This window comes from Pelagirhabdus alkalitolerans, assembly GCF_900096905.1.
Classification (GTDB): domain Bacteria; phylum Bacillota; class Bacilli; order Bacillales; family Amphibacillaceae; genus Pelagirhabdus; species Pelagirhabdus alkalitolerans.
Map to the genome: position 1 here is coordinate 98,345 of NZ_FMYI01000003.1, position 24,526 is coordinate 122,870.

Below are 24,526 nucleotides of genomic sequence, written 5' to 3' on the forward strand. Positions count from 1 at the left end.
TGTCGTTACTAACAAGGGTGGTACCGCGAACAATAAGCCTCGTCCCTTTTTTTAGGGATAAGGCTTTTTTTATATGCTTTTTTATAGGCGCACATAAGAATAAGGAGGTAATCGAATGAAGGAAAAGTTAGAATCATTAAAACAAGAAGCTTTAGAACAAATTGATCAAGCCCAAACAGCCGATGATTTACAAAGCGTACGCGTATCTTATTTAGGAAAAAAAGGCCCGATTACAGAAGTATTAAGAGGTATGGGTAAATTACCAGCCGAGGAGCGTCCTGTTGTAGGTGAGCTTGCCAATAAAGTTAGACAAGTGATTGCTGAAGCGATTGATGAGAAAAAAGCTATCATTGAAGAGAAAGCAATTAATGAGCAATTAGAAAAAGAATCAATTGACGTGACGCTACCAGCCCGTCCTGTTCATGTTGGGGGTCCTCATTTATTAACGCGCATGATTTCAGAAATTGAGGACTTATTCATTGGTATGGGATTTGAAGTAAGAGAGGGTCCAGAAGTTGAGACCGATTATTATAATTTTGAAGCCCTTAATCTACCGAAAGATCACCCAGCACGCGATATGCAAGATTCATTCTATATTACAGAAGAATTGCTCATGCGTACGCATACATCACCTGTTCAGGCGCGTACGATGAATGCGTATAAAGGGAACAAGCCTGTGAAGATGATTTGCCCGGGTAAAGTGTATCGACGTGATACAGATGATGCGACCCACTCCCACCAATTCATGCAAGTGGAAGGGTTATATGTGGATAAAAATGTACGAATGAGTGATTTAAAAGGTGTTTTAAATCAGTTTGCCAAACAGTTCTTTGGCGAAGAGCGTGAGATTAGATTACGACCTAGTTTCTTCCCATTCACTGAACCTTCTGTTGAAATGGATATTTCATGTAAGGTATGCCAAGGCGAAGGATGTTCTGTATGTAAAAAGACCGGTTGGATTGAGATACTTGGTGGCGGAATGGTTCACCCACGAGTATTAGAAATGGCTGGATACGATCCTGAAATCTACAGTGGTTTCGCATTTGGAATGGGGCCAGAACGAATTGCGATGTTGAAGTATGGTATTGATGATATTCGTCACTTCTATACAAATGATCGCAGGTTCTTAAAACAATATCACCAAGCCTAAATAGAAGGAGGATAATTTATGCTAGTCTCACTGAATTGGTTAGAACAATATGTTAATTTAGGAAATGATACACCAGAAGCATTAGCTGAAAAAATAACAAAAACAGGAATTGAAGTCGATGCGATCCATCATGTTGCACAAAAGAGTGAAGGGGTCGTCGTTGGATATGTTGAAGACTGTTACGGGCATCCTAATGCAGATAAATTAAATGTATGTGACGTAAATGTCGGGGAAGAGTCGTTACAAATTGTTTGTGGAGCACCCAATGTTGCAAAAGGCCAAAAAGTTGCCGTTGCCTTACCAGGTGCTGTCTTACCAGGCAATTTTAAAATTAAGAAAACCAAATTAAGAGGCGTTGAATCAAACGGTATGATCTGTTCTCTTAATGAATTAGGAATTGAGGAAGCGTACCTTCCTAAAGGAAGTGAAGATGGGATTTTTGTTTTCCCAGATGATGTAGAAGTCGGTCAATCCATCACACAATACTTAAACTTAGATGATGTCATTTTAGAATTTGACTTAACGCCGAACCGATCAGATGCATTAAGTATGTTAGGCGTTGCTTATGAAGTCGCAGCTATATTAGATGAGGAAGTTAAACTCCCACTTATTGAACTCGATGAATCAAATGAAAAAGCAACTGACTATATAGATGTAGACGTACAGGCAAAAGAGGATAACCCATACTATGGTGCTTTTATGGTGAAAAATATAACGGTGAAACCTTCTCCATTATGGATGCGTAACTATTTAATGGCAGCTGGGATTCGCCCGATCAATAATGTAGTGGACATTACCAATTTTGTTCTACTTGAATATGGTCAACCGTTACATGCGTTTGACTATGATAAATTCAATGCAAAACAAGTTCTTGTAAGACGTGCCACAAAAGATGAAACGATAAATACATTGGACGACCAAGAGCGTGTGTTAAATGAAGAGCACCTCGTCATTACTAATGGTGAGAAACCGACTGCGATTGCAGGTGTTATGGGGGGAAGTGATTCTGAAGTTGATGAATCAACGACGACTGTTTTACTAGAAGCGGCGTACTTTGAACCTAAACGTGTTCGTAGAGCTGTGAAGGATCATCAACTAAGAAGTGAATCCAGTGCACGTTTTGAAAAAGGTGTCGATCCTAACCGTGTTAAAGAAGCAGGACAAAGAGCAGCAAGCCTACTTCAAACGTATGCAAATGGACAGGTGCTAGAGGGAGTTAGTGAATTTGACCAACTCGATCGTTCGCATAAACAGGTTGAATTTACAAGTGCTCGAGTGAATGCTCGTTTAGGGACGTCAATTTCTGATGATCAGATCGGTATTATTTTAGATAAATTAGGTTTTACGTACCAACAAGATGGTGAAAATTTTGTTGCAACGATTCCAACAAGAAGACAGGATATTGTCCGTTTTGAAGATATGTTGGAAGAAGTGGCTAGAATCTATGGCTACGATCAATTAGACTACACGTTACCACAGGGAGCGCAACAAGCAGGGGGGTTAACACAGAAACAATCGCTTAAACGATACGTGAAAAGCTATATGGAAGGTGCCGGTTTAATGGAGGCTATCACCTATTCATTAACGAGTGAAGCACGTAGTCAGCAATTAGTTTCACCAGAAGTCGCATCCGTACATCCAACACCTGTTCGTTTGTCGATGCCGATGAGTGAGGAACATAGTACACTTCGCTTAAGTGCACTACCTGAGATGTTAGCGACATTATCTTATAATAGTGCCCGTAAACAACAAGATTTAGGATTTTATGAACTGGGTAGTGTATTTGTTTCTAAGGAATTAAATGTGACGAAACAACCGGAAGAACAGACGCGTCTAGCAGCTGCTTTAACAGGACAATGGTTAACTCATGCTTGGCAACAGGAAGTGAAAAAAGTAGATTTCTTCTTAATTAAAGGTGTTCTTGAAGGTCTATTTGAGCGACTTGGGGTTAAAGCAACTTACAAACCGGTGCAAATGGATGGTATGCATCCAGGAAGAACAGCTCAGATCTACATTGATTCTGTTCCGGTTGGATTTGTTGGACAAATTCATCCACTCACACAAAAAGCGTATAACTTGAAAGAAACGTATGTTTTTGACATCGATTTTGATCATTTGGCGACAGTGTATGATGATGTACCAAGATTTGAAAAGATAGCGCGTTATCCTTCAATTTCACGTGATGTTGCTTTAGTTGTGGATGAATCCGTGACAGCCCATGATTTAATTGAAACGATTGAACAACATGCTGGTCATTTATTAAAATCTGTTCATGTCTTCGATCAATATCAAGGTGATAACTTAGAGGATGGGAAGAAATCTCTAGCCTTTAACTTGCTTTATCTAGATCCAGATCGAACATTAACAGATGATGAAGTTGAAGCTTCATATCAGGCGATTACAGAAGCAGTAGCCAAGGAACATCAAGCATCACTAAGAAGCTAAAACACAGACAAAAGCAGCACTTATTATAAATAAGTTGCTGCTTTTTCAGTGTTTTTAAAGTGTGTTTTGGCTACTTGATTTAAATAACTCTTTCCTCTTGATTTTATAACTTTTGAAGCGGCTAAGTCGACTTGTTTAGAAGCCCCTTTAGGTAAAGTGAACCCAACTTGTTTACTCAGTTTATCCATTTCTTTAACAAAACTTGCTCTGGCGATAATAGACGCTGTCGCCACACTAATCGCATGACTTTCAGCTTTAGTCATAAAGTAGGTGTTTTCAGGCATCGATTTTTGTTCGGATTTTAAGTGTTTTTCATAAACATGAGGCTCTGAAAATTGATCAATTAAAATGCCGTCTGGCTGAATCGGTTCCATTTTTTTTATGGTGTTTGTAATGGCTGTATGATGAAGCATTGTTTTCATCTTCCCCTGTGTCCAGCCTTTTTGATTTAATTGATTGTATTTAGAGTTGTGTAAAATAACTAGAGAATAAGGGATCTCCATTTGAATAATCCGTTTAGCGATCGATGCGATGGATCGATCTGTTAGGTTTTTAGAATCTTTTACACCAAGTTCTTTTAATAATTCGATTTGATCGGACTTTACGAAACATGCGCACACGGTGATCGGCCCAAAATAATCGCCTGTTCCGGCTTCATCGGATCCGATTATTGATTGGGTAAAAAGATCAGCAGGTGGATGATACGCATGTTTGTTAACTGCTTTTGTTTTATTAGGTTTTGATGTCACTTCGCCCCATTTATTCGCTTCACCATCTGGGTCACTCCCTTGAAATAATACTTTGCCAGATTGATAAGCCGTGATTTTGCAGTGAGGCAATTTGGCAGAAAAAATGGCAGAAGGAGGTGTTTTAACCATTTGGGATGAATAATGATGTTTCATTTTTTCGATGGTGTCTTTAGAAAGATTTAAAACAGATTGGCTCATAAGCGCTCCTTTACTAAAACGTGAATTAACCATATTATAGTATAGAAGTGAAACGATGACTAGAAACGTTTCCTAAATGGCACTGTTCATGTTAAGATAAGTACGAGGATTTGATAAAAGGGGGAATCTGCGTGTCCCAATCAAAAAAAACACGGACAACAGTTGATATATATGGTAAGAACTACACATTAATCGGTGAAGAAAATGTTCATCATATGAGAATGGTAGCCAGCATGGTGGATGAAAAGATGAGAGAAATCTATCAATCCAACAAAAGCTTAGACACAACTCGATTATCAGTTCTAACAGCGGTTAATGCTGTTAATGACTATGTGAAACTAAAAGAAGATTACGATGCGTTACTCAAAAAATTAGAACAGAAAGAGGATTAATATACTTATGTTAGACATCATCTTGTTAGCCCTTTTAGTTCTTGGTGTTTTCAGGGGACTTAAAAGAGGTTTTATTTTACAAATTTTTCATCTCGTTAGTTTTGTTATAGCATTTATCGTTGCTACACAATTTTATGATCGATTAGCTAGTCACATTGAAATGTTTATCCCGTATCCTAGAATCACAGGAGATGAGTGGGCATTTTTTAGTGATTCGTTTCAGTTAGAAAATGCGTATTATAATATGATTGCATTCGCACTTATATTTTTCGGTGTGAAAATTGCATTAAGTATTATCGCATCAATGCTTGACTTTATTGCTGAATTGCCATTCCTTAGTGCAATTAATGGCGTATTAGGTGCAGTATTTGGATTTGTTGAACAATATTTAGTTCTATTCCTTGTCATTTATATTGCTTCATTATTGCCTGTTTCACAAATACAATCAATATTAAACAATTCAAGCCTTGCCGGATTCATGATTGAACAAACACCCGTGTTATCTGAGCGAGTGATGACATTGTGGTTTGAACACATAATTAACGATTAAACCCTTGTTATTCTATTACAAGGGTTTTTCTATCATAATGAGGAGGTAGGCAGATGGCGGATATTAATAAGAAAGATGTTATTAAATTACTTGAAGATATAGCGGTTTTATTAGAGCTAAAAGCTGAAAACCCATTTAAAATACAAGCTTATCGAAAAGCGGCTCAAATTTTAGAGACGGATCAGCGCTCTTTAAGAGAGTTTGATGACCTAACCAAAATAAACGGAATCGGTGCAAAAACAGCTGCTACAATTCAAGATTATATTGAAAATGGTTATTCTGAAACGTTACAAGCATTACAGAAACAAGTGCCAGAAGGTTTAATTCCATTACTCGATTTACCGGGTCTTGGAGGCAAGAAGCTGTCAAAACTTTATCATGAATTAGATGTCATTGATATCACCTCACTTGAGGAGGCCTGTCAAAATGAAAAAGTTTCGGCATTAAAAGGTTTTGGTAAGAAAACGGAAGAAAATATTTTAAAAGCGATCCAAGATTATAAAAAACAACCAGAAAGACTGCCTGTTGATGATATGTTAAAAGTATCTAAACAAGTTGAAAGCTATTTAGATTCAATTGAAGCAATCGATCGTTATTCAATAGCTGGCAGTATGAGACGCCTCAGAGAAACAGTGAAAGATTTAGATTTTATTATTTCGACAAAGGATTTTGATACGGTAAGAAAAGCTTTAATTGAAATGCCAAATATTAAAGAGATTATAGCCAACGGACAAACCAAAATATCTATTATAATTACTTGGGATTACGATGTTTCAATTGATTTTCGTTTAGTAGAAGATCATCAATTTGCAACAACCTTGCATCACTTCACAGGTTCTAAAGATCATAACGTCGCCATGAGACAACGAGCGAAGGCACAAGGAAAAAAGATCAGTGAGTATGGTGTTTTAGATATTGAGACTGGAGACATTGAAACTTTTGAATCAGAAGAGGACTTCTTTCAATCTTTTGGTCTTACCTATATCCCACCCGAAAGAAGGGAAGCAGACGGTGAGCTCGACAGGTTTGAAGAAGCGGTTGATTTAGTTGAGAGTTCAATGATTAAAGGTGATTTGCATATGCACACGACTTGGAGTGATGGAGCGGAGTCATTAGAGGACATGGCACAGTTTGTGACGGATAAAGGCTATCATTATATGGCTGTTACCGATCATTCAAAGTTTTTACGTGTGGCGCATGGGTTAAATGAGAAACGTTTAAGAGACCAAATAAAAGAAATAGAACGTGTCCGTCAACTCTATCCGGATCTAACGATATTCTCAGGCATAGAGATGGATATCTTGCCAGATGGCACGCTCGATTTTGACGATACGGTACTAGCTGAATTAGACTTTGTTATTGCTTCGATTCACTCTAGCTTTAATCAGACAGAAGATCAAATTATGTATCGACTCAATCAAGCAATGGAAAACCCTTATGTTCATATGATTGCTCACCCGACGGGACGAATCATTGGAAAACGAGAAGGATACGCCGTTGATGTCGATAAACTTATCACTAAAGCAAAAGAAACAAAGACAATTTTAGAATTAAACGCCAATCCAAAGCGTCTTGACTTAAATAGTGTATGGTTGAAAAAAGCCCAAGAAAAAGGGGTTAAGATTGCCATTAACACAGATGCTCATAGAAAAAGCAATCTTGATTTTATCAATGAAGGTGTGAAAATGGCAAGAAAAGGGTGGCTTAATCCTGATTCAGTCATCAACACGTATTCAGTTGATCAATTAAAATCCGTTTTGAAAGAAAAGAAGAATAGGTGATATAAGAATGAATGAGCGCATATATAGTGTGTTGGAATTTGATCGTATTATTAGTCAATTAACAGATCAAGCGTCCACTTCTTTAGGAAAAGAAAAAACACAGCAACTTAAACCGTATACTGAGTTAGAATCTGTACAAAATAAGCAGGCGGAAACAGATCAAGCTTTGCAAATTATTCGCTTGCATGGAAATATGCCATTTGGCAGTATTACTGATATTAGACCCAGTTTAAAACGCGTAAACATTGGTGGCTTTTTAAACGCTTCAGAATGTTTGCAAGTTGGGAACTTATTGTACGGTGCAAAAACCCTCAAACGTGCGATTAACCAATTAGAAGAACCAGAATCGCCTTTAATAAGAGAAAAAGCAGCGAGCATTGTGCCTCTTACAGAGTTAGAAAGAGAAATTAAAAATTGCATAGATGAAGATGGAACTGTTATGGACTCAGCATCTGACAAATTACGTTCCATTCGTACTAAAATTCGCACAAACGAGAATCGGATAAGAGATCGCTTAGCTGGCTTTACAAAATCAAGCAGTCATATGCTTTCGGATGCAATCGTGACGATTCGAAATGATCGATATGTACTCCCTGTTAAACAAGAATATAGGGGTGCGATTGGTGGAATTGTTCATGATCAATCCTCTTCGGGTCAAACGTTGTTTATGGAACCACAAGCTGTGGTTGAAGCGAATAACACATTGTCTGAAGCTAAAGCGGATGAAAAAATTGAAGTGGATCGCATCTTACGTGAACTATCCATGTTAATCGCAGCTGATGTAGAACCTCTTAGTGAAAACGTTAAAGTCTTAGCTGAATTAGATTTTATTTTTGCACGTGCGAATCTTGCTATGTCAATGAAAGCAGCAATGCCTGAGATGAATGATGAGGGCATTATTGATGTCAAACAAGCAAGACACCCGTTACTATCAGATGATGAAGTCGTCAGTAATGATATTGCGTTAGGAGAAGATTTTCATGCCATTGTTATTACAGGGCCCAATACGGGTGGTAAAACAGTGACCCTTAAGCTTGTCGGTCTATTAACATTAATGGCTCAATCAGGTCTGCAAGTTCCTGCATTTGATGGATGTCGGTTAGCGGTCTTTGAAGATGTGTTTGCAGACATCGGTGATGAACAGTCGATTGAACAAAGCTTAAGTACATTCTCTTCACATATGACAAACATTGTCGATATTCTAGACAAAATTACTGATAAAACACTCGTTTTATTTGATGAATTAGGTGCAGGAACGGACCCGCAAGAAGGGGCTGCGCTTGCGATGGCTATTCTAGACAATGTTGTCAACAAAAGAGCGCGTGTGATTGCGACAACGCACTATCCTGAATTGAAAGCTTATGGCTACAATCGTGAAGAGGTAATTAATGCATCGGTAGAATTTGATGTCGAAACGTTAAAACCGACTTACCGTTTATTGATCGGTGTACCAGGACGAAGTAATGCTTTTGATATTTCAAGACGATTAGGGTTAAGTGAGGATGTCATTGATTCAGCGAAGCAATTGATCGGAACGGAAACAACTGATGTTGAGAACATGATTGAATCATTAGATTATGCACGTCGTGAAGCAGAGAAAGACTATGAAGCGGCACAAGTAACATTAGAAGAGGCTAACCAACTAAAAGCCGATCTAGAAAAGGCATGGAACCAGCTTGAAAATAAAAAAGAAGACCTATACAAAAAAGCAGAAGAAAAAGCAAAACAAGCTGTTGAAAAATCGAAGCAAGAAGCAGAAGAGATTGTTAGCACATTAAGAAGTATGAAGCAGGATGCCTCACTAAAAGAACATGAGTGGATTGAAGCGCGTAAATTGTTTGACGAAGCTAAGCCGAACTTACAAACAACACAAACGAAATCAGAAGAAGTTAAAAAAACAAAAACAGATGAGGATTTAGCCGTTGGTGATGAAGTTAAATTATTAACACTAGACCAAAACGGGACGATCGTTGAAGTCGTTAATAAAAATACCTTTCAAGTACAGGTTGGTATGATGAAGATGAAAGTAAAAAAGAATGATTTACAGCGTCTTAAGAGAAAACAACCAGTTGAAGAACAGCCGCGTACAATGGTCAAAGGTTCCACGTCTCATGTTAAACCGGAATTAGATTTACGTGGTGAGCGCTATGAGGATGCGATGCAACAGCTTGATAAATATATTGATGAGGCTTTACTAGCAGGTTATAATAACGTATCGATTATACACGGAAAAGGAACAGGTGCACTTAGAAAAGGTGTTCAAGAATTCGCCAAAAAACATCGTAAGATTAAATCAGCAGCTTCAGGCAATATGAACGAAGGTGGCAGTGGAGTCACAATATTTGAATTGAGCTAATCCATATGTTATCAATGGTTATGTTGATGATTTAATGAAGTGAGCAAGTTACTAGCTTAAAAATGCCCCTAGGTGGTATACTATCATTTGAATCCATTATTAATATAAATTTAGGAGGAATTTTAAATGGCAATTGTACACGCAACTGATGCAACTTTTAAACAAGAAACAGGATCTGACTTAGTATTGGTGGACTTCTGGGCACCATGGTGTGGACCTTGTAAAATGATTGGACCCGTATTAGAGGAATTAGACGCTGAAATGAGCGATAAAGTTAAAATCGTTAAGCTTAACGTTGATGAAAACCAAGAAACAGCTGGTCAGCACGGTGTTATGAGTATCCCAACGTTGTTATTCTTTAAAGATGGTGAAATCGTTGACCAAGTTGTTGGTTTCCAACCAAAAGAAGCTTTAGAAGAGCGCATTAACAAACATGCATCATAAAGATAAAAAAGCAATCACCTAGAGTGGTTGCTTTTTTTTCGCTGTTTAACGGATTTGTTTGTTATACTAGTAGTGGTGAAGAATACGAAGGTTGTGGAGTGTCATTTATGTCAAGTTCAATTCAAGAAAAGTTAACCGTTTTACCACAGCAACCAGGCTGTTATTTAATGAAAGATAAACATGGAACAGTCATTTACGTTGGAAAATCAAAGAAATTAAAAAATCGAGTCAGGTCTTATTTCACTGGAGCAAATGATCAAAAGACGCAACGCTTAGTTCAAGAGATTGTTGATTTTGAATATATTGTGACTTCTACCGAAATTGAAGCTTTAATCTTAGAGATGAATTTAATTAAAAAATATGATCCTAAATACAATGTTTTATTGAAAGATGATAAAAGTTACCCATACTTAAAAATCACGAATGAGCGTCATCCGAGATTGATCATTACAAGAAAAGTATATAAAGATAAGGGGAAATACTTCGGTCCGTACCCAAACGTCATTGCAGCACGTGAGACAAAAAAGTTATTAGATCGAATGTACCCACTCAGAAAGTGTAAAAACAATCCCGGCGATTATTGTTTATATTATCATCTAGGACAGTGTTTAGCATGTGCAAAAAATCCACCTTCAAAAGAAGAATATAAAGAGATGACCCAAGAGATTGTCTCGTTCTTAAACGGTGGCCACCAATCGATCAAGCAATCATTGAAAGAAAAGATGGAAGCTGCAAGTGAGGAATTGAATTTCGAACGGGCAAAAGAATTACGTGATCAAATGCATCACATTGATTCTGTGATGGAACAACAGAAAATGACCTTGAATGATCAAGTGAATCGTGATGTATTTCATTATGCATACACAAAAGGGTGGATGTGTGTTCAAGTGTTCTTCATTCGACAAGGTAAATTAATAGAACGTGATGTATCGATCTTTCCTTTCTTTGATGATCCGGAAGAGACGTTTACAACGTTCATTGGACGTTTTTATTTACACCATAATCATCCGAAACCGAAACAAATTTTGGTGCCCGCACCCATTGATTATGAATTGTTAAGCGAATTACTAGAAGTTAATGTTTCGATTCCTTACCGAGGACGTAAACGAGAGTTGTTAGAATTAGCTGGTAAAAACGCGCAAATCGCATTAGATGAAAAGTTCACGTTAATTGAGCGCAATGAAGAACGGACGATTAAAGCAGTGGAAAAGTTGGGAGAATATCTATCAATTGAAACCCCTCATCGTATCGAGGCCTTTGATAACTCAAATATACAAGGGACAGACCCAGTGTCAGCGATGGTTGTATTCATTGATGGAAAACCGAGCAAAAAAGAATACCGTAAATATAAAATAAAAACAGTCGATAAACCCGATGATTATGAAACGATGAGAGAAGTCGTGAGGCGCCGGTATACGCGTGTTCTAAAAGATGAGTTGCCATTACCTGATTTAATATTGGTCGACGGGAGTAAAGGTCAGATGTCAGCAGCGATTGATGTTTTGGAAAATGAATTAGGATTAGATATTCCATTAGCTGGTCTGGCAAAAGATGATAAGCATAAAACAAGTGAACTACTGTATGGTCAACCACCAGAAATTGTTCAACTCGAACGACAATCACAAGTGTTTTATTTAATTCAAAGAATTCAAGATGAAGTGCACCGATTCGCGATTACATTTCATCGTCAGTTGCGAGGGAAAAGTGCTTTTAAATCTGAACTCGATGACATCCCAGGTGTAGGTGAGAAACGACGTAAATTGTTGCTAACACACTTTAAAACACTTCAAGAGATTAAAGAAGCTCCGCTCGAGATGTTAATCCGTTTAGGTATTCCTACCTCAACAGCTGAGGCGATTAAAGAACACTTAACGGACAAAAAGCCGAACACCCATAATTAGCAAGTGGTTGCTAACGATGGGCAATTCGGCTTTCTTTTTTTATTTAAAACGAGCGCTAAAAACGTTGGATGCGCAGTTCTACATAATTTTTCTTAGGCTTTTCTTCTTCTATACATTCACACGACTCAGGAAAAAGCTGTTCCATGGAGGCGGCTAAAAAACCAGCTTCAAGTCGATAATCTGTCTGTATACCTTCTTCATGACGTTTTGAAATGATGCGCGTTTGTAACTTAAAAATATGATCATGCTTTTTTTCTTTTATTAATTCTAGAGATCCCCAACCAGTTTGGTGGAAAAATTGGATAATTTCATCGATAGAGGTGAAGGTCATTTGCCTTGCTATGTTTTTTCCTAATACATAGAGAATGCTCGGAGCATCTTCTCCTAGGAGTTCAGGTAATGCAACATATCGTAAAAGGTCGTGACCTGTTCCTGTTGTCTCTAGTTGACTTGTAATTGTCTCAATTTTATTCATATTTTGGTGCATATGTAGCTCCCCCTTAAAAAACTTATCTTTATTATCACCTCAATCACGTGATAATGCAATTATTTTTGTATCATAAAAAGTGACTGTTACATAAAATAAATAGACTCCCTGAATAATCCATAAGACATGAAGTAGAACCAAAAGGGGAGGATTGGCTTGGCAGATGAACAGACACATCATCAACAATTATTGACAAAACGGGAACGAGAGGTATTTGAACGATTAGTACAAGGCAAATCAACGAAAGAAATTGCTGAAGCACTTTTTATTTCACAAAAAACAGTAAGAAACCACATTTCAAATGTCATTCTTAAACTAGGTGTCAAGGGGCGTTCACAGGCTGTTGTTCATTTAATTCGACTAGGTGAACTCGAACTATAATTAAACCGACTTTCAAAACGAAAGTCGGTTTAACGCGTTTATGGCAATGTGTTTCCAGCACTTAAATAAAGTTCGTACCATTCTTCACGGGTTAATTCCACTTCACTCGCGCGTGCGATCGCTTTTAGTCGGTCAGGATTCATTGTGCCAACAATTGGTTGAATCTTTGCGGGATGTCTTAAGATCCAAGCAATCGCGATGGCTGAATTGGTTACACCCTTTTTCTCGGCTAGTTCATTAAGTTTGGCGTTCAACTCTGGAAAATCAGGGTTATCCATAAATGTACCTTCAATCATGCCGTATTGAAAAGGTGACCAAGCTTGGATCGTCATATCATGTAGTCGACTGTAATCGAGTACACTATGGTCATAATTTATGGCACGGTCATGTCTCATGTTAACGTTGAGTCCAGCATCAATCATCGGTGTGTGCATCAAACTTAATTGCATCTGATTGATGATTAATGGATCGTTTAGTGACTTTTGAAGCAATTCAATTTGCATAGGATTTTGATTACTAACACCGAAATGCTTTACTTTTCCTGTCTCTTTTAATGTGTTGAATGCTGATGCAACTTCATCCGGCTCAACGAGTGCATCGGGTCTATGTAACAATAATGTGTCTAAATAATCCGTATTTAAGCGTTTTAAGATTTGATCGACAGATTGAATAATATGTGCCTTAGAAAAATCAAAAAAGCCACTTCGAATTCCACATTTAGATTGTAAGTACATGTTTTCTCTTTTGCTTGGATTCATCTCGATTGCCTCAGCAAATCGTTCTTCTGAGGCACCCTTACCATAAATGTCTGCATGATCGAAAAAGTTGATGCCAAGATCTAATGCATTTTCAATTGTATATTGCGCCTCTTTTTTTGATAACCCACTCATACGCATACAACCAAGCCCAATTTCACTTACGTTTAATGAGCTTGAACCTAAATTTAATGTTTTCATGATTTTTGCCTCCTTTGTCATATTGTTAGTTTAACATGTCGATTGAAAAACAAAAAATGAAAACGCTACACCGAGGTGTAACCATAAATCCTATTTACACAAATACACTAAAAAATGTTATGATACAAAGAAGAATAAGAGATGGAAAGGAGCTTATCTGGTGGAAGAAGATCAACTTGACCGCCCCATTGCTCAAATCGAAAAACATATGCGTTATATCAATGGCATTATAAAATATAAAGGTCGTGAGTTATTAAAAGATTACTGCATCACGACACCGCAATTTATTGCGTTGCAGTGGCTACTTGAAGATGGTGATTTAACAATTGGTGAACTGTCAAATAAAATTAATTTAGCTTTTAGTACAACGACTGACCTCGTTGATCGAATGGAGAATAATGATTTAGTAGAACGCAGGCGTGATACGAAAGATAGACGTGTAGTACGCATTCATTTATTAGATAAAGGAACTGAAATTATAAATGAAGTTATTGAAAAAAGACAACGCTACTTGCAAGGTATTTTAGAAGACGTACCTTCAAGTGAAGTGGATACGCTTAATGACGTGTTAACTACTTTACTAGATAAAATGAAAATTGACCACGACCAAAATAAGAAAGAAGAGAAAATGAGGGATTAAATTGGATCGACCCATTGGCGTAATTGATTCAGGTGTTGGGGGGCTGACCGTTGCTCGTGAACTGATGCGACAATTGCCAAAAGAACAACTGATCTATTTAGGTGATACCGTTCGTTGTCCATATGGACCAAGACCGAAAGAAGAGGTCGTCCGTTTTACAACTGAGATGGTCACCTTTTTAATGGAAAAACAAATAAAAATGCTCGTGATTGCATGTAATACCGCCACAGCTTTTACACTTGATTATTTAAGAGAAAAGCTGACAATTCCTGTTATTGGCGTGATCGACCCAGGCGCAAGAGCGGCTATAAAAGTGACAGAAACGAAAGCGATTGGTGTTATAGGCACAGAAGGAACGATTAAGTCACAAGCATACCCGGAAGCTTTAAAACAAATATCAGCAGGACTTAATATTTACGATTTAGCTTGTCCTCAATTTGTTCCACTTGTTGAAAGTGGTCACTTTTCGAGTGAAGCGGCTGAACAAGTCGTCGAAACGTCATTAGAACCACTAAAACGACATAAAGAACTAGATACGTTAATTTTAGGTTGTACACATTATCCATTATTAACGGATTGGATTCAAAAAGCGATGGGAGAACATGTGTCAATCATTTCTTCAGGTGAAGAAACAGCACGCGAAGTGAGTGCGATTATGAGTTATCAAAAAATCGCTTGTGACGGCAAAAGAATACCTGATCATCAATTCTACACGACAGGCTCGCCGATTTTATTTGAACAAATTGCGAACAGGTGGATGGACTATCCTGTAAATACTGTTGAACAGATTGTTATTGATCAAACTTAAAAAAGGTATCAAGACATCCGTCTATTTTAGGTCTATTTTAAACGAATAGCTCGTATACATGGTAGTACAAACTCATCTGAGGAGGATGTGACATGTATTGCGAGAAAAGGACTAAACGTACGATTGGTTTTATCATGATTATCTTGGTTAGTTTTTTAGTAATAGGCTGTACACGCTCTCAATCAACAAATAGTGAAGATGATTCGAAAGTTAATGATGAATCATACGAAACAAATGATGAACAAGAAGAGACAACCTCAAGAGAAATTTATTTATTAAGTGAAAGTGGATTGGTTGTCCCGCAAGTGATTGACATGCCTCAAGCACAATCGAATGAGGTAGCCTTACAAACGCTCCATTATTTGATTAAAGATGGACCAGTTACCGAGCAACTACCAAATGGGTTTGAAGCGGTTTTACCAGCAGGAACTGAGGTTTTGGGGTTAAATTTAGAGGAAGACGGAACGCTTGTCATTGATTTGAATGAACACTTTATTGAATATGATGGTGATAAAGAAGAACAGCTTTTACAAGCTTTAACATATAGCCTTACACAATTCGATAATGTTGAACGCATTAAATTATGGGTGAATTCACAAGAGTTAACAGAAATGCCGATTAATCAAACGTCACTTGTAGGTGGCTATTCAAGAGATCGTGGAATTAACCTTGTTCAAACAGATGGTATTGACTTGTTAGAGAGTGAATCGATGACGGTCTATTATCCAACAGACATCCATTCACAAATTGTTCATGTTCCCGTTACGAAGCGAGTTAATATGAGTGAAAAATCTTTAGATGAGGCGTTAGTTGAATCTTTATTGGAAGGGCCTGCTTATGATATTCCACTGCTTCATGTGTTTAATCCAAATGTAGAATTACTAGATGTTGATTTTTTAACAGATGGCGACATCGCTCTAACATTTAATGATGCGATTCTATCGGATTATGAGATGAACTTGATTGGTGATGAAGTGATGGAAACCCTTGTATTATCTCTCACTGAACAACCCCATATATCGTCTGTTTCCATTGTGGTGGATGGTGTCGATCAAGTCTTCAATCGACACGGCGTACCGTATGACCAACCTGTGACGCGCTCTGCTTTAAATGATAAGAATGCATCTTAAGCTGATTCTTCAGCTTCTTTTTTTTGAGGCGGATTTGTTTTGAATTTACAAAGAAATCGAATAGATCCATGTATAGGGGTCAAAATATGTTAGGATAAAAAGGTATGTAGAATGAAGGAGGAACAAATAATGAGAGCAAGTGAACGAGAACTGGATCAACTGAGATCCATTACAATTGATACGGAGTTTACTAAACACCCAGAAGGTTCTGTTTTAATCACAGTCGGTGATACAAAAGTTATCTGTAATGCAAGTATTGAAAATAGAGTCCCACCCTTTATGAGAAATCAAGGTAAAGGGTGGATCACAGCAGAATATTCAATGCTACCACGTGCAACTGAATCAAGGAATATTAGAGAATCATCTAAAGGTAAAGTATCAGGTCGAACGATGGAAATCCAACGCTTGATTGGTAGAGCCTTAAGATCGGTTGTTAATTTAGATCATTTAGGTGAGCGAACCATATGGGTGGATTGCGATGTGATCCAAGCAGATGGTGGTACGAGAACAGCATCGATTACTGGTGCATTTGTTGCGGTGACGTTAGCTGTTGGGAAATTAGTAAAAGATGGTGAGATTGACACATTCCCGATTACAGATTTTTTAAATGCTATATCAGTTGGCATCATGCCTGATGGAACGGCTGCACTAGATCTGGAGTATGTAGAAGATGCTGAAGCGAATGTGGATATGAATGTCGTCATGACGGGTTCTGGTGAATTTGTTGAAATTCAAGGAACGGGTGAAGAAGCAACATTTACACCTGCACAACTTCAAGAAATGCTTAGTTTAGCTACAAAAGGATTACAAGACATTTTAGAATGTCAAAAAGAAGCGATCGGAGAATTCAATCAATATTTTGAAAGTTCGGAGGCTTAAGTATGAAAAAAATACTCATTGCTACTCAAAACAGGGGTAAAGTAAATGATTTTAAAACACTTTTTGAACCGAAACAAATTGCTGTCTGGTCGCTACTTGATATAGACGACATTGAAGATGTTGAAGAAACGGGCACAACATTTGCAGAAAATGCGACGCTAAAAGCTGAAACGATTGCTAATCGATTAAACATGCCAGTATTAGCGGATGATTCTGGATTAGAAGTCGATGCACTAAACAAAGAACCCGGTGTTTATTCAGCACGTTATGCGGGAACAGAAAAAAATGACCAAAAAAACTTAGAAAAAGTGCTTGATAATTTAAAAGGCGTTTCAGATCCTAATCGAACAGCACGATTTGTCTGTGCACTTGCTTTAGCAAAGCCTAATGAAGAAACGATTATCGAGTATGGCTATTGTGAAGGTGAGATCACAAAAGTTCCACAAGGTGATCAAGGATTTGGTTATGATCCAATCTTTAAACCTAAAGGCTACACAAAAACCATGGGTGAATTACCGATTGAAGAAAAAAACAAGATCAGTCATCGAAGGCAAGCATTACAACATTTAGCTGAAACATTAGAACTTTAATAGAAAGTAGGGTTAAAATGCCACGCGTTCTCATCGTAAGTGACAGTCATGGAATGACAAAAGAATTAGAAATGATAAAAACGGAACACACTGACCAGGTTGATCACATGATTCATTGCGGCGATTCAGAATTGCCTTACGCGGATGAACCAATTCAAGGTTTCAGTCGGGTCGCTGGCAATTGTGATTATGACCCAGACTATCCAGACGACTTAACCGTTGATGTTAATGATTTACGCTTCTTCGTGGCGCATGGACATATGCATCACGTGAAAATGACACTCGATCCCATTACATACCGGGCAAGTGAGGATAATGCTCAAATAGTTTGCCATGGTCACTCTCATTTTGCGCAAGCTACAGAAATAGGTGATCAACTGGTGATTAATCCTGGTAGTATCCGTATGCCAAGAGGAAGACGCGAAGAAACATATGCTATTTTAGAATGGGATGATGATAAAAACGCAACCGTACGCTTTTATCGTTTGAATGGAGATGAAGTTAAAGACTTAGCTAGAGACTTGAAATTAAGGTAAAAAAGTGACACACTTTTTTACCTTAATTCCTTAAATGCTGTGCATGTATCAATATGTTGAAAAAGTATTGACAAAGATTCCCCAACTCGATATAATGATCCTTGTCTGTTACATAAGTAATTTCAAATCACACGACATTGCGGGTGTAGTTTAGTGGTAAAACCTCAGCCTTCCAAGCTGATGACGAGGGTTCGATTCCCTTCACCCGCTCCATTTTGTCCCAGTAGCTCAGCTGGATAGAGCAACGGCCTTCTAAGCCGTAGGTCGCAGGTTCGAATCCTGCCTGGGACGCTTCTTAGTTCATATAAGTTGGTTTTAATGACTAGATTCCTTTACAATACAAGGTTTCTAGCTTTTTTTATTTTATTAGTTAAAATATTGATAAAGTAAGTTGGCAATGATAATGATTAATGCGATCGTGATCATACATCCTGGTTTACCAACAAAAGTTCGATCAAAGTAATCGGGGTTATTTGCTCCAGGTCTATCATTTCTCAAACCAGACACCTCCTCTTAAGTCAATTGTACCATTTATTGGATATTGAATGAATGGATAACAGTAAAATTCATTGAATTCTTTGATCCTTATTCATAGAAGAATAAAACAGGATCTAACGTATAATTGTCGAATGTATTTAATAGAAAAGTTAAAGGAGGAATGAATCGTCATGATCAATCGAATTAATTTGATTACGTTAGGTGTGAAAGACATTGGAAAATCACTTCAATTTTATCGTGATATTGGATTTGAAGCTTCTGTAATAGGAGATGAGGAAAAGCCAGTCATTGTATTCTTTAAAAACGAGGGCTCAAAACTTGAATTGTTTCCAATTGACGAACTAGCAAAAGATATCGATGAAGAAAATCCTCCCGTCTTGTCTACAGGTGGCTTTTCAGGCGTTACACTTGCTTATAATGCCAAGTCTGAATCAGAAGTCGATCATATATTTGAATCAGTAAAAACAATAGGCGCTACAGTTGTGAAGGAGCCTAAAACGACATCATGGGGAGGTTATGGTGGATATTTCCTTGACCCGGACGGTTATTACTGGGAAGTCGCATATGGATCAGATTGGGCCTTTGATGATAATAATATGTTAATTATTTAATCAAACTAATTCATAAAAGAAAAGTGATGATGATCATTTTATCGATCAGCATCACTTTCTCTGAAATTAAAGATATTGAGCATTATGCATATTTGGTTTTCTGCAACTCTTTTTCTCTCCAAGTTTCAATTTTGTTTTTGACCCATTCTCTGTCGTGTGTTTTGATGCGCCATTGATCGGCTTGCTTTAAGGCATCTTTAGAGTATGTAGAAGTGGTAATAAATCTAGCTAAGACACAGCCATGGTTTTGTTTCGAGGAGTTTAGCTCTCTAATTTCTTTTACGGTAATGTTATTACCAGAATTCTGATAGTGTTTAACTTGTACAGCTTCATAATCGTTATGATAGCGTTGGTAAATCAGAAGATCCACGCCGCCATCAGCACCTTTTCCTGTTTCTTTAGGTTTATAGCCTTTTGCTTTATAATATAAATAACATAAGCGTTCAAATTCTGCTCCTGACATTTTATCCAAGGGCATTTTCATAATCTCATAATCGGATGATAGTCTAGTTGTAGGCACTGCTACATTCGCTTTATTTGTGGATTTTTTTCTTTTCTTTTTATTCGAACGTTTAGTTTGTTTTTGATCGAACATTGAATGGGCTATTTGCGCGAGTAGATTAGGGATGATGAGTATAACAATTATGGCATATATGTTGGCGCCATTCGTTAATACAAAGTATAGTGCAATAAACATAACTGACATTCTAGATAGCTCTATAATTGATTTTCGCCGCTTTTTGTTCATTTTGTCCCTTCTTTCTATGAATGAATTTATTAAAAATGTGTCAAAGTTGTTTTCTGAGTGCAATTAACCATGTATATAGATGTCTTTAATCATTACCTTATTATAGATAACAAGAAAATTCCATCTCATTTTTAGAAAAATATGAACTGCTGTGATAATTTCAAAGAATGTAAATAAATAGTTGTATCGAGCAAACAGGAATTCGAGTTGTTTAAGACGAATAAAGGTGGGGAATAAATGATAAAAAGACATCACAACAAAAGAATGAAAGGAGGTTAAAGAATGGACAAAAAACAAGACAAAATTGTTTTATTCCCAAAGCAAAAAGAAAAATTGGAATACCAAGCCTTTTCAGCTTTACAAAACAAACGATATAAAGAGGCGCTTGGCTATTTTGATCAACTAATGGATTACGGTATTCATGATCAAGATATCGTGGTTGGGAAATTAACTTGCTATGTCGAGCTTGGACGAGAACGTGATGCGATGGCGATGTGTGAAGATCTAATTGACCGAGAAGATTCAGATTATTATACATACATAAATATTTATGCGACGCTATTATTTCAATTTCATAAACATAAAGAAGTAAAGGACTTACTAGAAGAAGCTTTGTCACACCAAGACATTCCAAAATCTTTACATAATCAATTGTTGAAATTAAAAGAAGTGAATGAGTCTTTAGTTAACGAGCAAGTTGAACAAGAAACAGTCATGACACACGAAAAGATTAAGGAAGCTGTAAATAATGAAGATACAATGGCTCAGTGGCATTTAGTCAATCATTTGCAACGTGCAGATTTATCACCACATGCATCCTTGTTAGAAAGCATGTTAGTTGACGGTCGCGTGCATCCAGTTGTTAAGACAGTGATCGTCGGTCTTTTTCAAGCAGAATCCATAGACCGAGATGTTGAAGTGTCTAAATTTAATCAAACGATCGTTATTAATCCTGTTTCACATCCGTTTATGAACGATCATCCGTTTAGACATCAACTTAAGAAAATGTTGGAAGCCCTTGAGCAAGAAGACCCGACATTGTACCGATTTAGTAATCAATTGATCGATCGGTATTTTTATGTCAATTACCCCATTGTGCCACCTGAAGACGAGCTAAAATCAATGCGAGATGCTGTTCTTGCAATTGTTTCTCAATCATTGGGTACAGACCTGTCTAAATTTGATGTCGAAAATTCAGAAGAAGTCATTGAAAAAATGGAGATGATTTTAGAAGCAGAACACATCTATTTTTCAATTTTGGAAGAATAACTGAAATTTTTAGTTTCTAATTGTACATGTTGAAAGCATACATGTTTGTGTTATAATGTAATGGTTGTAATTTGCGTTCGGAATTGTATTATAGGTTATTGATCATGAAAGAACGACAAATCGAGATTACTATTTAAATTGATGGAGGGAAAATAAATGACAGCAACATGGGAAAAGAAAGAAGGCAATCAAGGGACATTAACTGTAGAAGTCTCAGCGGAACAGTTTAATGAAGCGCTTGACCAAGCATTTAAAAAAGTAGTGAAAGATGTTCAATTACCAGGTTTCCGTAAAGGACGTATTCCACGTGGAATGTTCGAACAACGTTTTGGTGTTGAATCACTTTATCAAGATGCAGTGGACATCATTTTACCAGAAGCATATGCAAATGCTGTTGATGAAGCAGGTATTTCACCAGTTGATCAACCAGAAATTGATGTGACACAAATCGAAAAGAACCAGCCATTTATATTCACAGCTAACGTAACGGTTAAGCCTGAAGTTAAACTAGGTGACTATAAAGGATTAGAAGTAGAAGAAGAAGATGTAACCGTGACAGATGAAGATGTTGAGAAAGAGCTTGAGAATCAACGTCAAAATCTAGCTGAACTTGTGGTAAAAGAAGAAGGAACTGTTGAAGATGGTGACACAGTTGTGATGGACTTTGAAGGTTTCGTTGATGGCGAAGCATTTGAAGGCGGCGCTGCTGAAAATCATTCATTAGAAATTGGTTCTGGCTCATTCATTCCAGGATTTGAAGAACAATTAATTGGTAAAACAGCTGGGGACAACACAGAAGTAACCGTTACATTCCCAGAAGAATATCACGCTGAAAACCTTGCAGGTAAAGAAGCAACGTTTAAAGTAACCATTCATGAAATCAAAGGCAAAGAACTTCCTGAGATGGACGATGAGTTTGCTAAAGATGTTGATGAAGAAGTTGAGACTTTAGACGAATTGAAAGAGAAAACGAAAAAGCGTCTAGAAGACCAAAAACAATCAGATGCTGAGAACACAAAACGTGAAGCACTTATCACGCAAGCTGCTGACAACGCTGAAATCGATGTGCCTGAAGCAATGATTGATACAGAGCTTGATCGTATGCTACAAGAATTTGAACAACGCTTGCAACAACAAGGTATGACACTTGATATGTACTTCCAGTTCTCTGGACAAGATAAAGATCAATTGAAAGAACAAATGAAAGAAGATGCTGGAAAGCGTGTTCGTACAAACCTTGTTCTTGAAGCGATCTCAGAAGCTGAAGAATTAGAAGTAACAGATGAAGATGTTAATCAAGAACTGTCATCAATGGCAGAAATGTATCAATTAGAAGTTGATCAATTGAAGCAAATGCTAGGTGGCAACACGGATGCGATCAAAGATGATCTTAAATTCAAAAAAGCGATTGATTTCTTAGCAGAAAACAGCAAAACAAAATAAATCAAGAGTTAAAAACAAGGCGGGTTTGACTCGCCTTGTTTTCTAACATACAACCGGTATACATACATAAATTAAAACTCGTTTAACTTTGTTGCCCTTTGGACAGACTAACAGTCATATAAAGAGCTTTTATTTTAAATCCAGTACATTATTTGATATGATGAGTAAGTAGTAAGAGGTATTCATTGCGTTTAAGCGTTTTAATGTGTTATTTTTTAAAAAGTGTTGAGTTCGAAAGGGTTATATTAGTTACAGAGAGGTGAATATCATGCATAAGTTTAACGAAGAAAAAGGGCAACTTAAATGTTCATTTTGTGGAAAAGATCAAGAACAGGTTCGTAAATTAGTTGCTGGGCCTGGCGTATATATATGTGATGAATGTATTGAGCTATGTGCAGAAATCGTAGAAGAAGAACTAGGTACAGAAGAGGAAGTTGAATTTAAAGATGTACCAAAACCACAGGAAATCCGTCATATTTTAGATGATTATGTGATTGGTCAAGAACAGGCTAAGAAAAACTTATCCGTTGCTGTTTACAATCATTATAAGAGAATTAACGCACCTAAAGGATCAGACGATGTTGAATTAGCGAAAAGTAATATCGCGATGATCGGTCCAACAGGTAGCGGTAAAACATTACTTGCTCAAACAATGGCAAGAATTTTACAAGTTCCATTTGCTATTGCAGATGCAACCTCACTAACTGAAGCAGGCTATGTAGGGGAAGATGTTGAAAACATTTTGCTTAAATTGTTACAAGCTTCAGATTACGATGTAGAAAAAGCTGAAAAAGGTATTATCTACATTGATGAAATTGATAAGGTCGCTCGAAAATCAGAAAACACGTCGATCACACGTGATGTTTCTGGTGAAGGTGTTCAACAAGCGTTGCTTAAGATCTTAGAAGGAACAACAGCAAGTGTTCCCCCACAAGGTGGGCGTAAGCATCCGCACCAAGAATTCATTCAAATCGACACGACAAATATCTTATTTATTGTAGGTGGAGCATTTGATGGTATTGACCAAATTGTTAAGAGTCGTCTAGGTAAGAATATCATTGGATTTGGGGCAGAGTCTGAATCAGATAATTTAGATAAAGCACAACTCATGCAAAAAGTCTTACCAGAAGATCTATTGAAATTTGGTTTAATCCCTGAGTTTATCGGTCGTCTACCGATTATCGGTAGCTTGGCGCCACTCGATGAAGATGCATTAGTTGAGATTTTAACACAACCAAAAAATGCGCTCGTCAAACAATACAAACGCTTATTCCAAATTGACAATGTTGAATTGGAATTTGAAGAAGGTTCTCTTGAAGCGATTGCTCAAAAAGCAATGGAGCGTAACACAGGTGCACGTGGTCTTCGTTCAATTTTAGAAGGGATCATGTTAGATGTTATGTATGAATTACCATCGCGAGAGGATATTCATAAATGCATCATTACAAAAGAAACAGTAGAAAGCGATAAGAGTCGCCCGAAACTGTTACTTGAAGATGGTTCTGTTATTGATGAAAATGAAGAACCGAAAGAAAGTGCTTAATTAAGATTTTTGAGAAAATCCCTTGTTGTCACAGCAAGGGA

General features: G+C 37.3%; 24 protein-coding genes, 2 tRNA genes and 1 other annotated feature (1 of these 27 only partly in view). Of the genes, 21 read left to right on the forward strand and 5 right to left on the reverse strand.

Annotation, left to right across the window (positions count from 1 at the left end):
- Window positions 1–50: a binding site (T-box leader), on the forward strand; it begins 193 nt to the left of the window's first position.
- A 65-nt stretch (window positions 51–115) separates the two neighbouring features.
- Window positions 116–1,150, forward strand: a complete 1,035-nt coding sequence (gene pheS / locus BLR62_RS05040) for a phenylalanine--tRNA ligase subunit alpha (RefSeq protein ID WP_090794049.1) — start codon at window positions 116–118, stop codon at window positions 1,148–1,150.
- Window positions 1,151–1,168: 18 nt separating this feature from the next.
- Window positions 1,169–3,595: a phenylalanine--tRNA ligase subunit beta gene (gene pheT, locus BLR62_RS05045; protein ID WP_090794050.1), complete on the forward strand. Its 2,427-nt coding sequence runs from the start codon at window positions 1,169–1,171 to the stop codon at window positions 3,593–3,595.
- 23 nt (window positions 3,596–3,618) lie between these two features.
- On the opposite strand, the gene rnhC is transcribed toward pheT, so the two are convergent.
- On the reverse strand, window positions 3,619–4,542 hold the full coding sequence (gene rnhC / locus BLR62_RS05050; RefSeq protein WP_090794053.1) for a ribonuclease HIII: 924 nt from the start codon (window positions 4,540–4,542) through the stop codon (window positions 3,619–3,621).
- A 131-nt stretch (window positions 4,543–4,673) separates the two neighbouring features.
- Here rnhC and zapA point away from each other — a divergent pair, with 131 nt between their 5' ends.
- The 6 genes from zapA to uvrC all read left to right on the forward strand — a co-directional run bounded on the left by zapA (window position 4,674) and on the right by uvrC (window position 11,966).
- The gene (zapA, locus tag BLR62_RS05055; RefSeq protein ID WP_090794056.1) at window positions 4,674–4,934 is read left to right on the forward strand and encodes a cell division protein ZapA; all 261 of its coding nucleotides are present in this window, start codon (window positions 4,674–4,676) and stop codon (window positions 4,932–4,934) included.
- 7 nt (window positions 4,935–4,941) lie between these two features.
- Window positions 4,942–5,484, forward strand: coding sequence for a CvpA family protein (locus BLR62_RS05060; RefSeq protein WP_090794059.1), 543 nt, complete (start codon window positions 4,942–4,944; stop codon window positions 5,482–5,484).
- A gap of 53 nt (window positions 5,485–5,537) precedes the next feature.
- Window positions 5,538–7,265, forward strand: a complete 1,728-nt coding sequence (gene polX, locus BLR62_RS05065) for a DNA polymerase/3'-5' exonuclease PolX (protein WP_090794062.1) — start codon at window positions 5,538–5,540, stop codon at window positions 7,263–7,265.
- Window positions 7,266–7,272: 7 nt separating this feature from the next.
- Entirely contained in the window at window positions 7,273–9,621 is a 2,349-nt protein-coding gene (locus BLR62_RS05070; protein WP_090794065.1) for an endonuclease MutS2, read from the forward strand.
- A gap of 126 nt (window positions 9,622–9,747) precedes the next feature.
- Window positions 9,748–10,065, forward strand: coding sequence for a thioredoxin (gene trxA, locus BLR62_RS05075; RefSeq protein WP_090794068.1), 318 nt, complete (start codon window positions 9,748–9,750; stop codon window positions 10,063–10,065).
- 107 nt (window positions 10,066–10,172) lie between these two features.
- Window positions 10,173–11,966, forward strand: coding sequence for an excinuclease ABC subunit UvrC (gene uvrC / locus BLR62_RS05080; protein ID WP_090794071.1), 1,794 nt, complete (start codon window positions 10,173–10,175; stop codon window positions 11,964–11,966).
- 55 nt (window positions 11,967–12,021) lie between these two features.
- Here the strand turns inward: uvrC and BLR62_RS05085 are convergent, their stop codons facing one another.
- Complete coding sequence (locus BLR62_RS05085; RefSeq protein ID WP_090794074.1) at window positions 12,022–12,453, reverse strand: YslB family protein; 432 nt, start codon at window positions 12,451–12,453, stop codon at window positions 12,022–12,024.
- Window positions 12,454–12,609: 156 nt separating this feature from the next.
- Here BLR62_RS05085 and BLR62_RS05090 point away from each other — a divergent pair, with 156 nt between their 5' ends.
- Window positions 12,610–12,834 carry a helix-turn-helix domain-containing protein gene (locus BLR62_RS05090; RefSeq protein WP_090794076.1) on the forward strand — a complete coding sequence of 75 codons (225 nt, stop codon included), beginning with the start codon at window positions 12,610–12,612 and terminating at the stop codon, window positions 12,832–12,834.
- Between the two features lie 38 nt (window positions 12,835–12,872).
- Here BLR62_RS05090 and BLR62_RS05095 read toward each other — a convergent pair whose 3' ends face one another.
- Entirely contained in the window at window positions 12,873–13,790 is a 918-nt protein-coding gene (locus tag BLR62_RS05095; RefSeq protein WP_090794079.1) for an aldo/keto reductase, read from the reverse strand.
- 160 nt (window positions 13,791–13,950) lie between these two features.
- Here BLR62_RS05095 and BLR62_RS05100 point away from each other — a divergent pair, with 160 nt between their 5' ends.
- The 8 genes from BLR62_RS05100 to BLR62_RS05135 all read left to right on the forward strand — a co-directional run bounded on the left by BLR62_RS05100 (window position 13,951) and on the right by BLR62_RS05135 (window position 18,664).
- On the forward strand, window positions 13,951–14,430 hold the full coding sequence (locus BLR62_RS05100; RefSeq protein WP_090794083.1) for a MarR family winged helix-turn-helix transcriptional regulator: 480 nt from the start codon (window positions 13,951–13,953) through the stop codon (window positions 14,428–14,430).
- A gap of 1 nt (window position 14,431) precedes the next feature.
- The gene (gene racE / locus BLR62_RS05105; protein WP_090794086.1) at window positions 14,432–15,238 is read left to right on the forward strand and encodes a glutamate racemase; all 807 of its coding nucleotides are present in this window, start codon (window positions 14,432–14,434) and stop codon (window positions 15,236–15,238) included.
- A 92-nt stretch (window positions 15,239–15,330) separates the two neighbouring features.
- Window positions 15,331–16,368 (forward strand): GerMN domain-containing protein, encoded by a 1,038-nt coding sequence (locus tag BLR62_RS05110; RefSeq protein ID WP_090794089.1) that lies wholly within the window; start codon window positions 15,331–15,333, stop codon window positions 16,366–16,368.
- A 129-nt stretch (window positions 16,369–16,497) separates the two neighbouring features.
- On the forward strand, window positions 16,498–17,247 hold the full coding sequence (gene rph / locus BLR62_RS05115) for a ribonuclease PH (RefSeq protein WP_090794092.1): 750 nt from the start codon (window positions 16,498–16,500) through the stop codon (window positions 17,245–17,247).
- Between the two features lie 2 nt (window positions 17,248–17,249).
- The gene (locus BLR62_RS05120; protein ID WP_090794095.1) at window positions 17,250–17,837 is read left to right on the forward strand and encodes an XTP/dITP diphosphatase; all 588 of its coding nucleotides are present in this window, start codon (window positions 17,250–17,252) and stop codon (window positions 17,835–17,837) included.
- A 17-nt stretch (window positions 17,838–17,854) separates the two neighbouring features.
- Window positions 17,855–18,373 carry a metallophosphoesterase family protein gene (locus BLR62_RS05125; RefSeq protein ID WP_090794098.1) on the forward strand — a complete coding sequence of 173 codons (519 nt, stop codon included), beginning with the start codon at window positions 17,855–17,857 and terminating at the stop codon, window positions 18,371–18,373.
- Between the two features lie 139 nt (window positions 18,374–18,512).
- Window positions 18,513–18,586 (forward strand) — tRNA-Gly (locus tag BLR62_RS05130).
- 4 nt (window positions 18,587–18,590) lie between these two features.
- Window positions 18,591–18,664 (forward strand) — tRNA-Arg (locus BLR62_RS05135).
- 75 nt (window positions 18,665–18,739) lie between these two features.
- On the opposite strand, the gene BLR62_RS12650 is transcribed toward BLR62_RS05135, so the two are convergent.
- The gene (locus BLR62_RS12650; RefSeq protein WP_281241145.1) at window positions 18,740–18,871 is read right to left on the reverse strand and encodes a hypothetical protein; all 132 of its coding nucleotides are present in this window, start codon (window positions 18,869–18,871) and stop codon (window positions 18,740–18,742) included.
- Window positions 18,872–19,044: 173 nt separating this feature from the next.
- Between BLR62_RS12650 and BLR62_RS05140 the strand changes: the two genes are divergently transcribed.
- The gene (locus BLR62_RS05140; protein WP_090794802.1) at window positions 19,045–19,482 is read left to right on the forward strand and encodes a VOC family protein; all 438 of its coding nucleotides are present in this window, start codon (window positions 19,045–19,047) and stop codon (window positions 19,480–19,482) included.
- Window positions 19,483–19,564: 82 nt separating this feature from the next.
- Here BLR62_RS05140 and BLR62_RS05145 read toward each other — a convergent pair whose 3' ends face one another.
- On the reverse strand, window positions 19,565–20,230 hold the full coding sequence (locus BLR62_RS05145) for a restriction endonuclease (protein ID WP_090794101.1): 666 nt from the start codon (window positions 20,228–20,230) through the stop codon (window positions 19,565–19,567).
- Between the two features lie 282 nt (window positions 20,231–20,512).
- Here BLR62_RS05145 and BLR62_RS05150 point away from each other — a divergent pair, with 282 nt between their 5' ends.
- From BLR62_RS05150 to clpX, 3 genes are all read left to right on the forward strand, one after another.
- Window positions 20,513–21,499 (forward strand): DUF3196 family protein, encoded by a 987-nt coding sequence (locus BLR62_RS05150; RefSeq protein WP_090794104.1) that lies wholly within the window; start codon window positions 20,513–20,515, stop codon window positions 21,497–21,499.
- A 156-nt stretch (window positions 21,500–21,655) separates the two neighbouring features.
- Window positions 21,656–22,942, forward strand: coding sequence for a trigger factor (gene tig, locus BLR62_RS05155; protein WP_090794105.1), 1,287 nt, complete (start codon window positions 21,656–21,658; stop codon window positions 22,940–22,942).
- A 268-nt stretch (window positions 22,943–23,210) separates the two neighbouring features.
- Window positions 23,211–24,485: an ATP-dependent protease ATP-binding subunit ClpX gene (gene clpX, locus BLR62_RS05160; RefSeq protein ID WP_090794108.1), complete on the forward strand. Its 1,275-nt coding sequence runs from the start codon at window positions 23,211–23,213 to the stop codon at window positions 24,483–24,485.
- The last annotated feature ends 41 nt before the right edge of the window (window positions 24,486–24,526 follow it).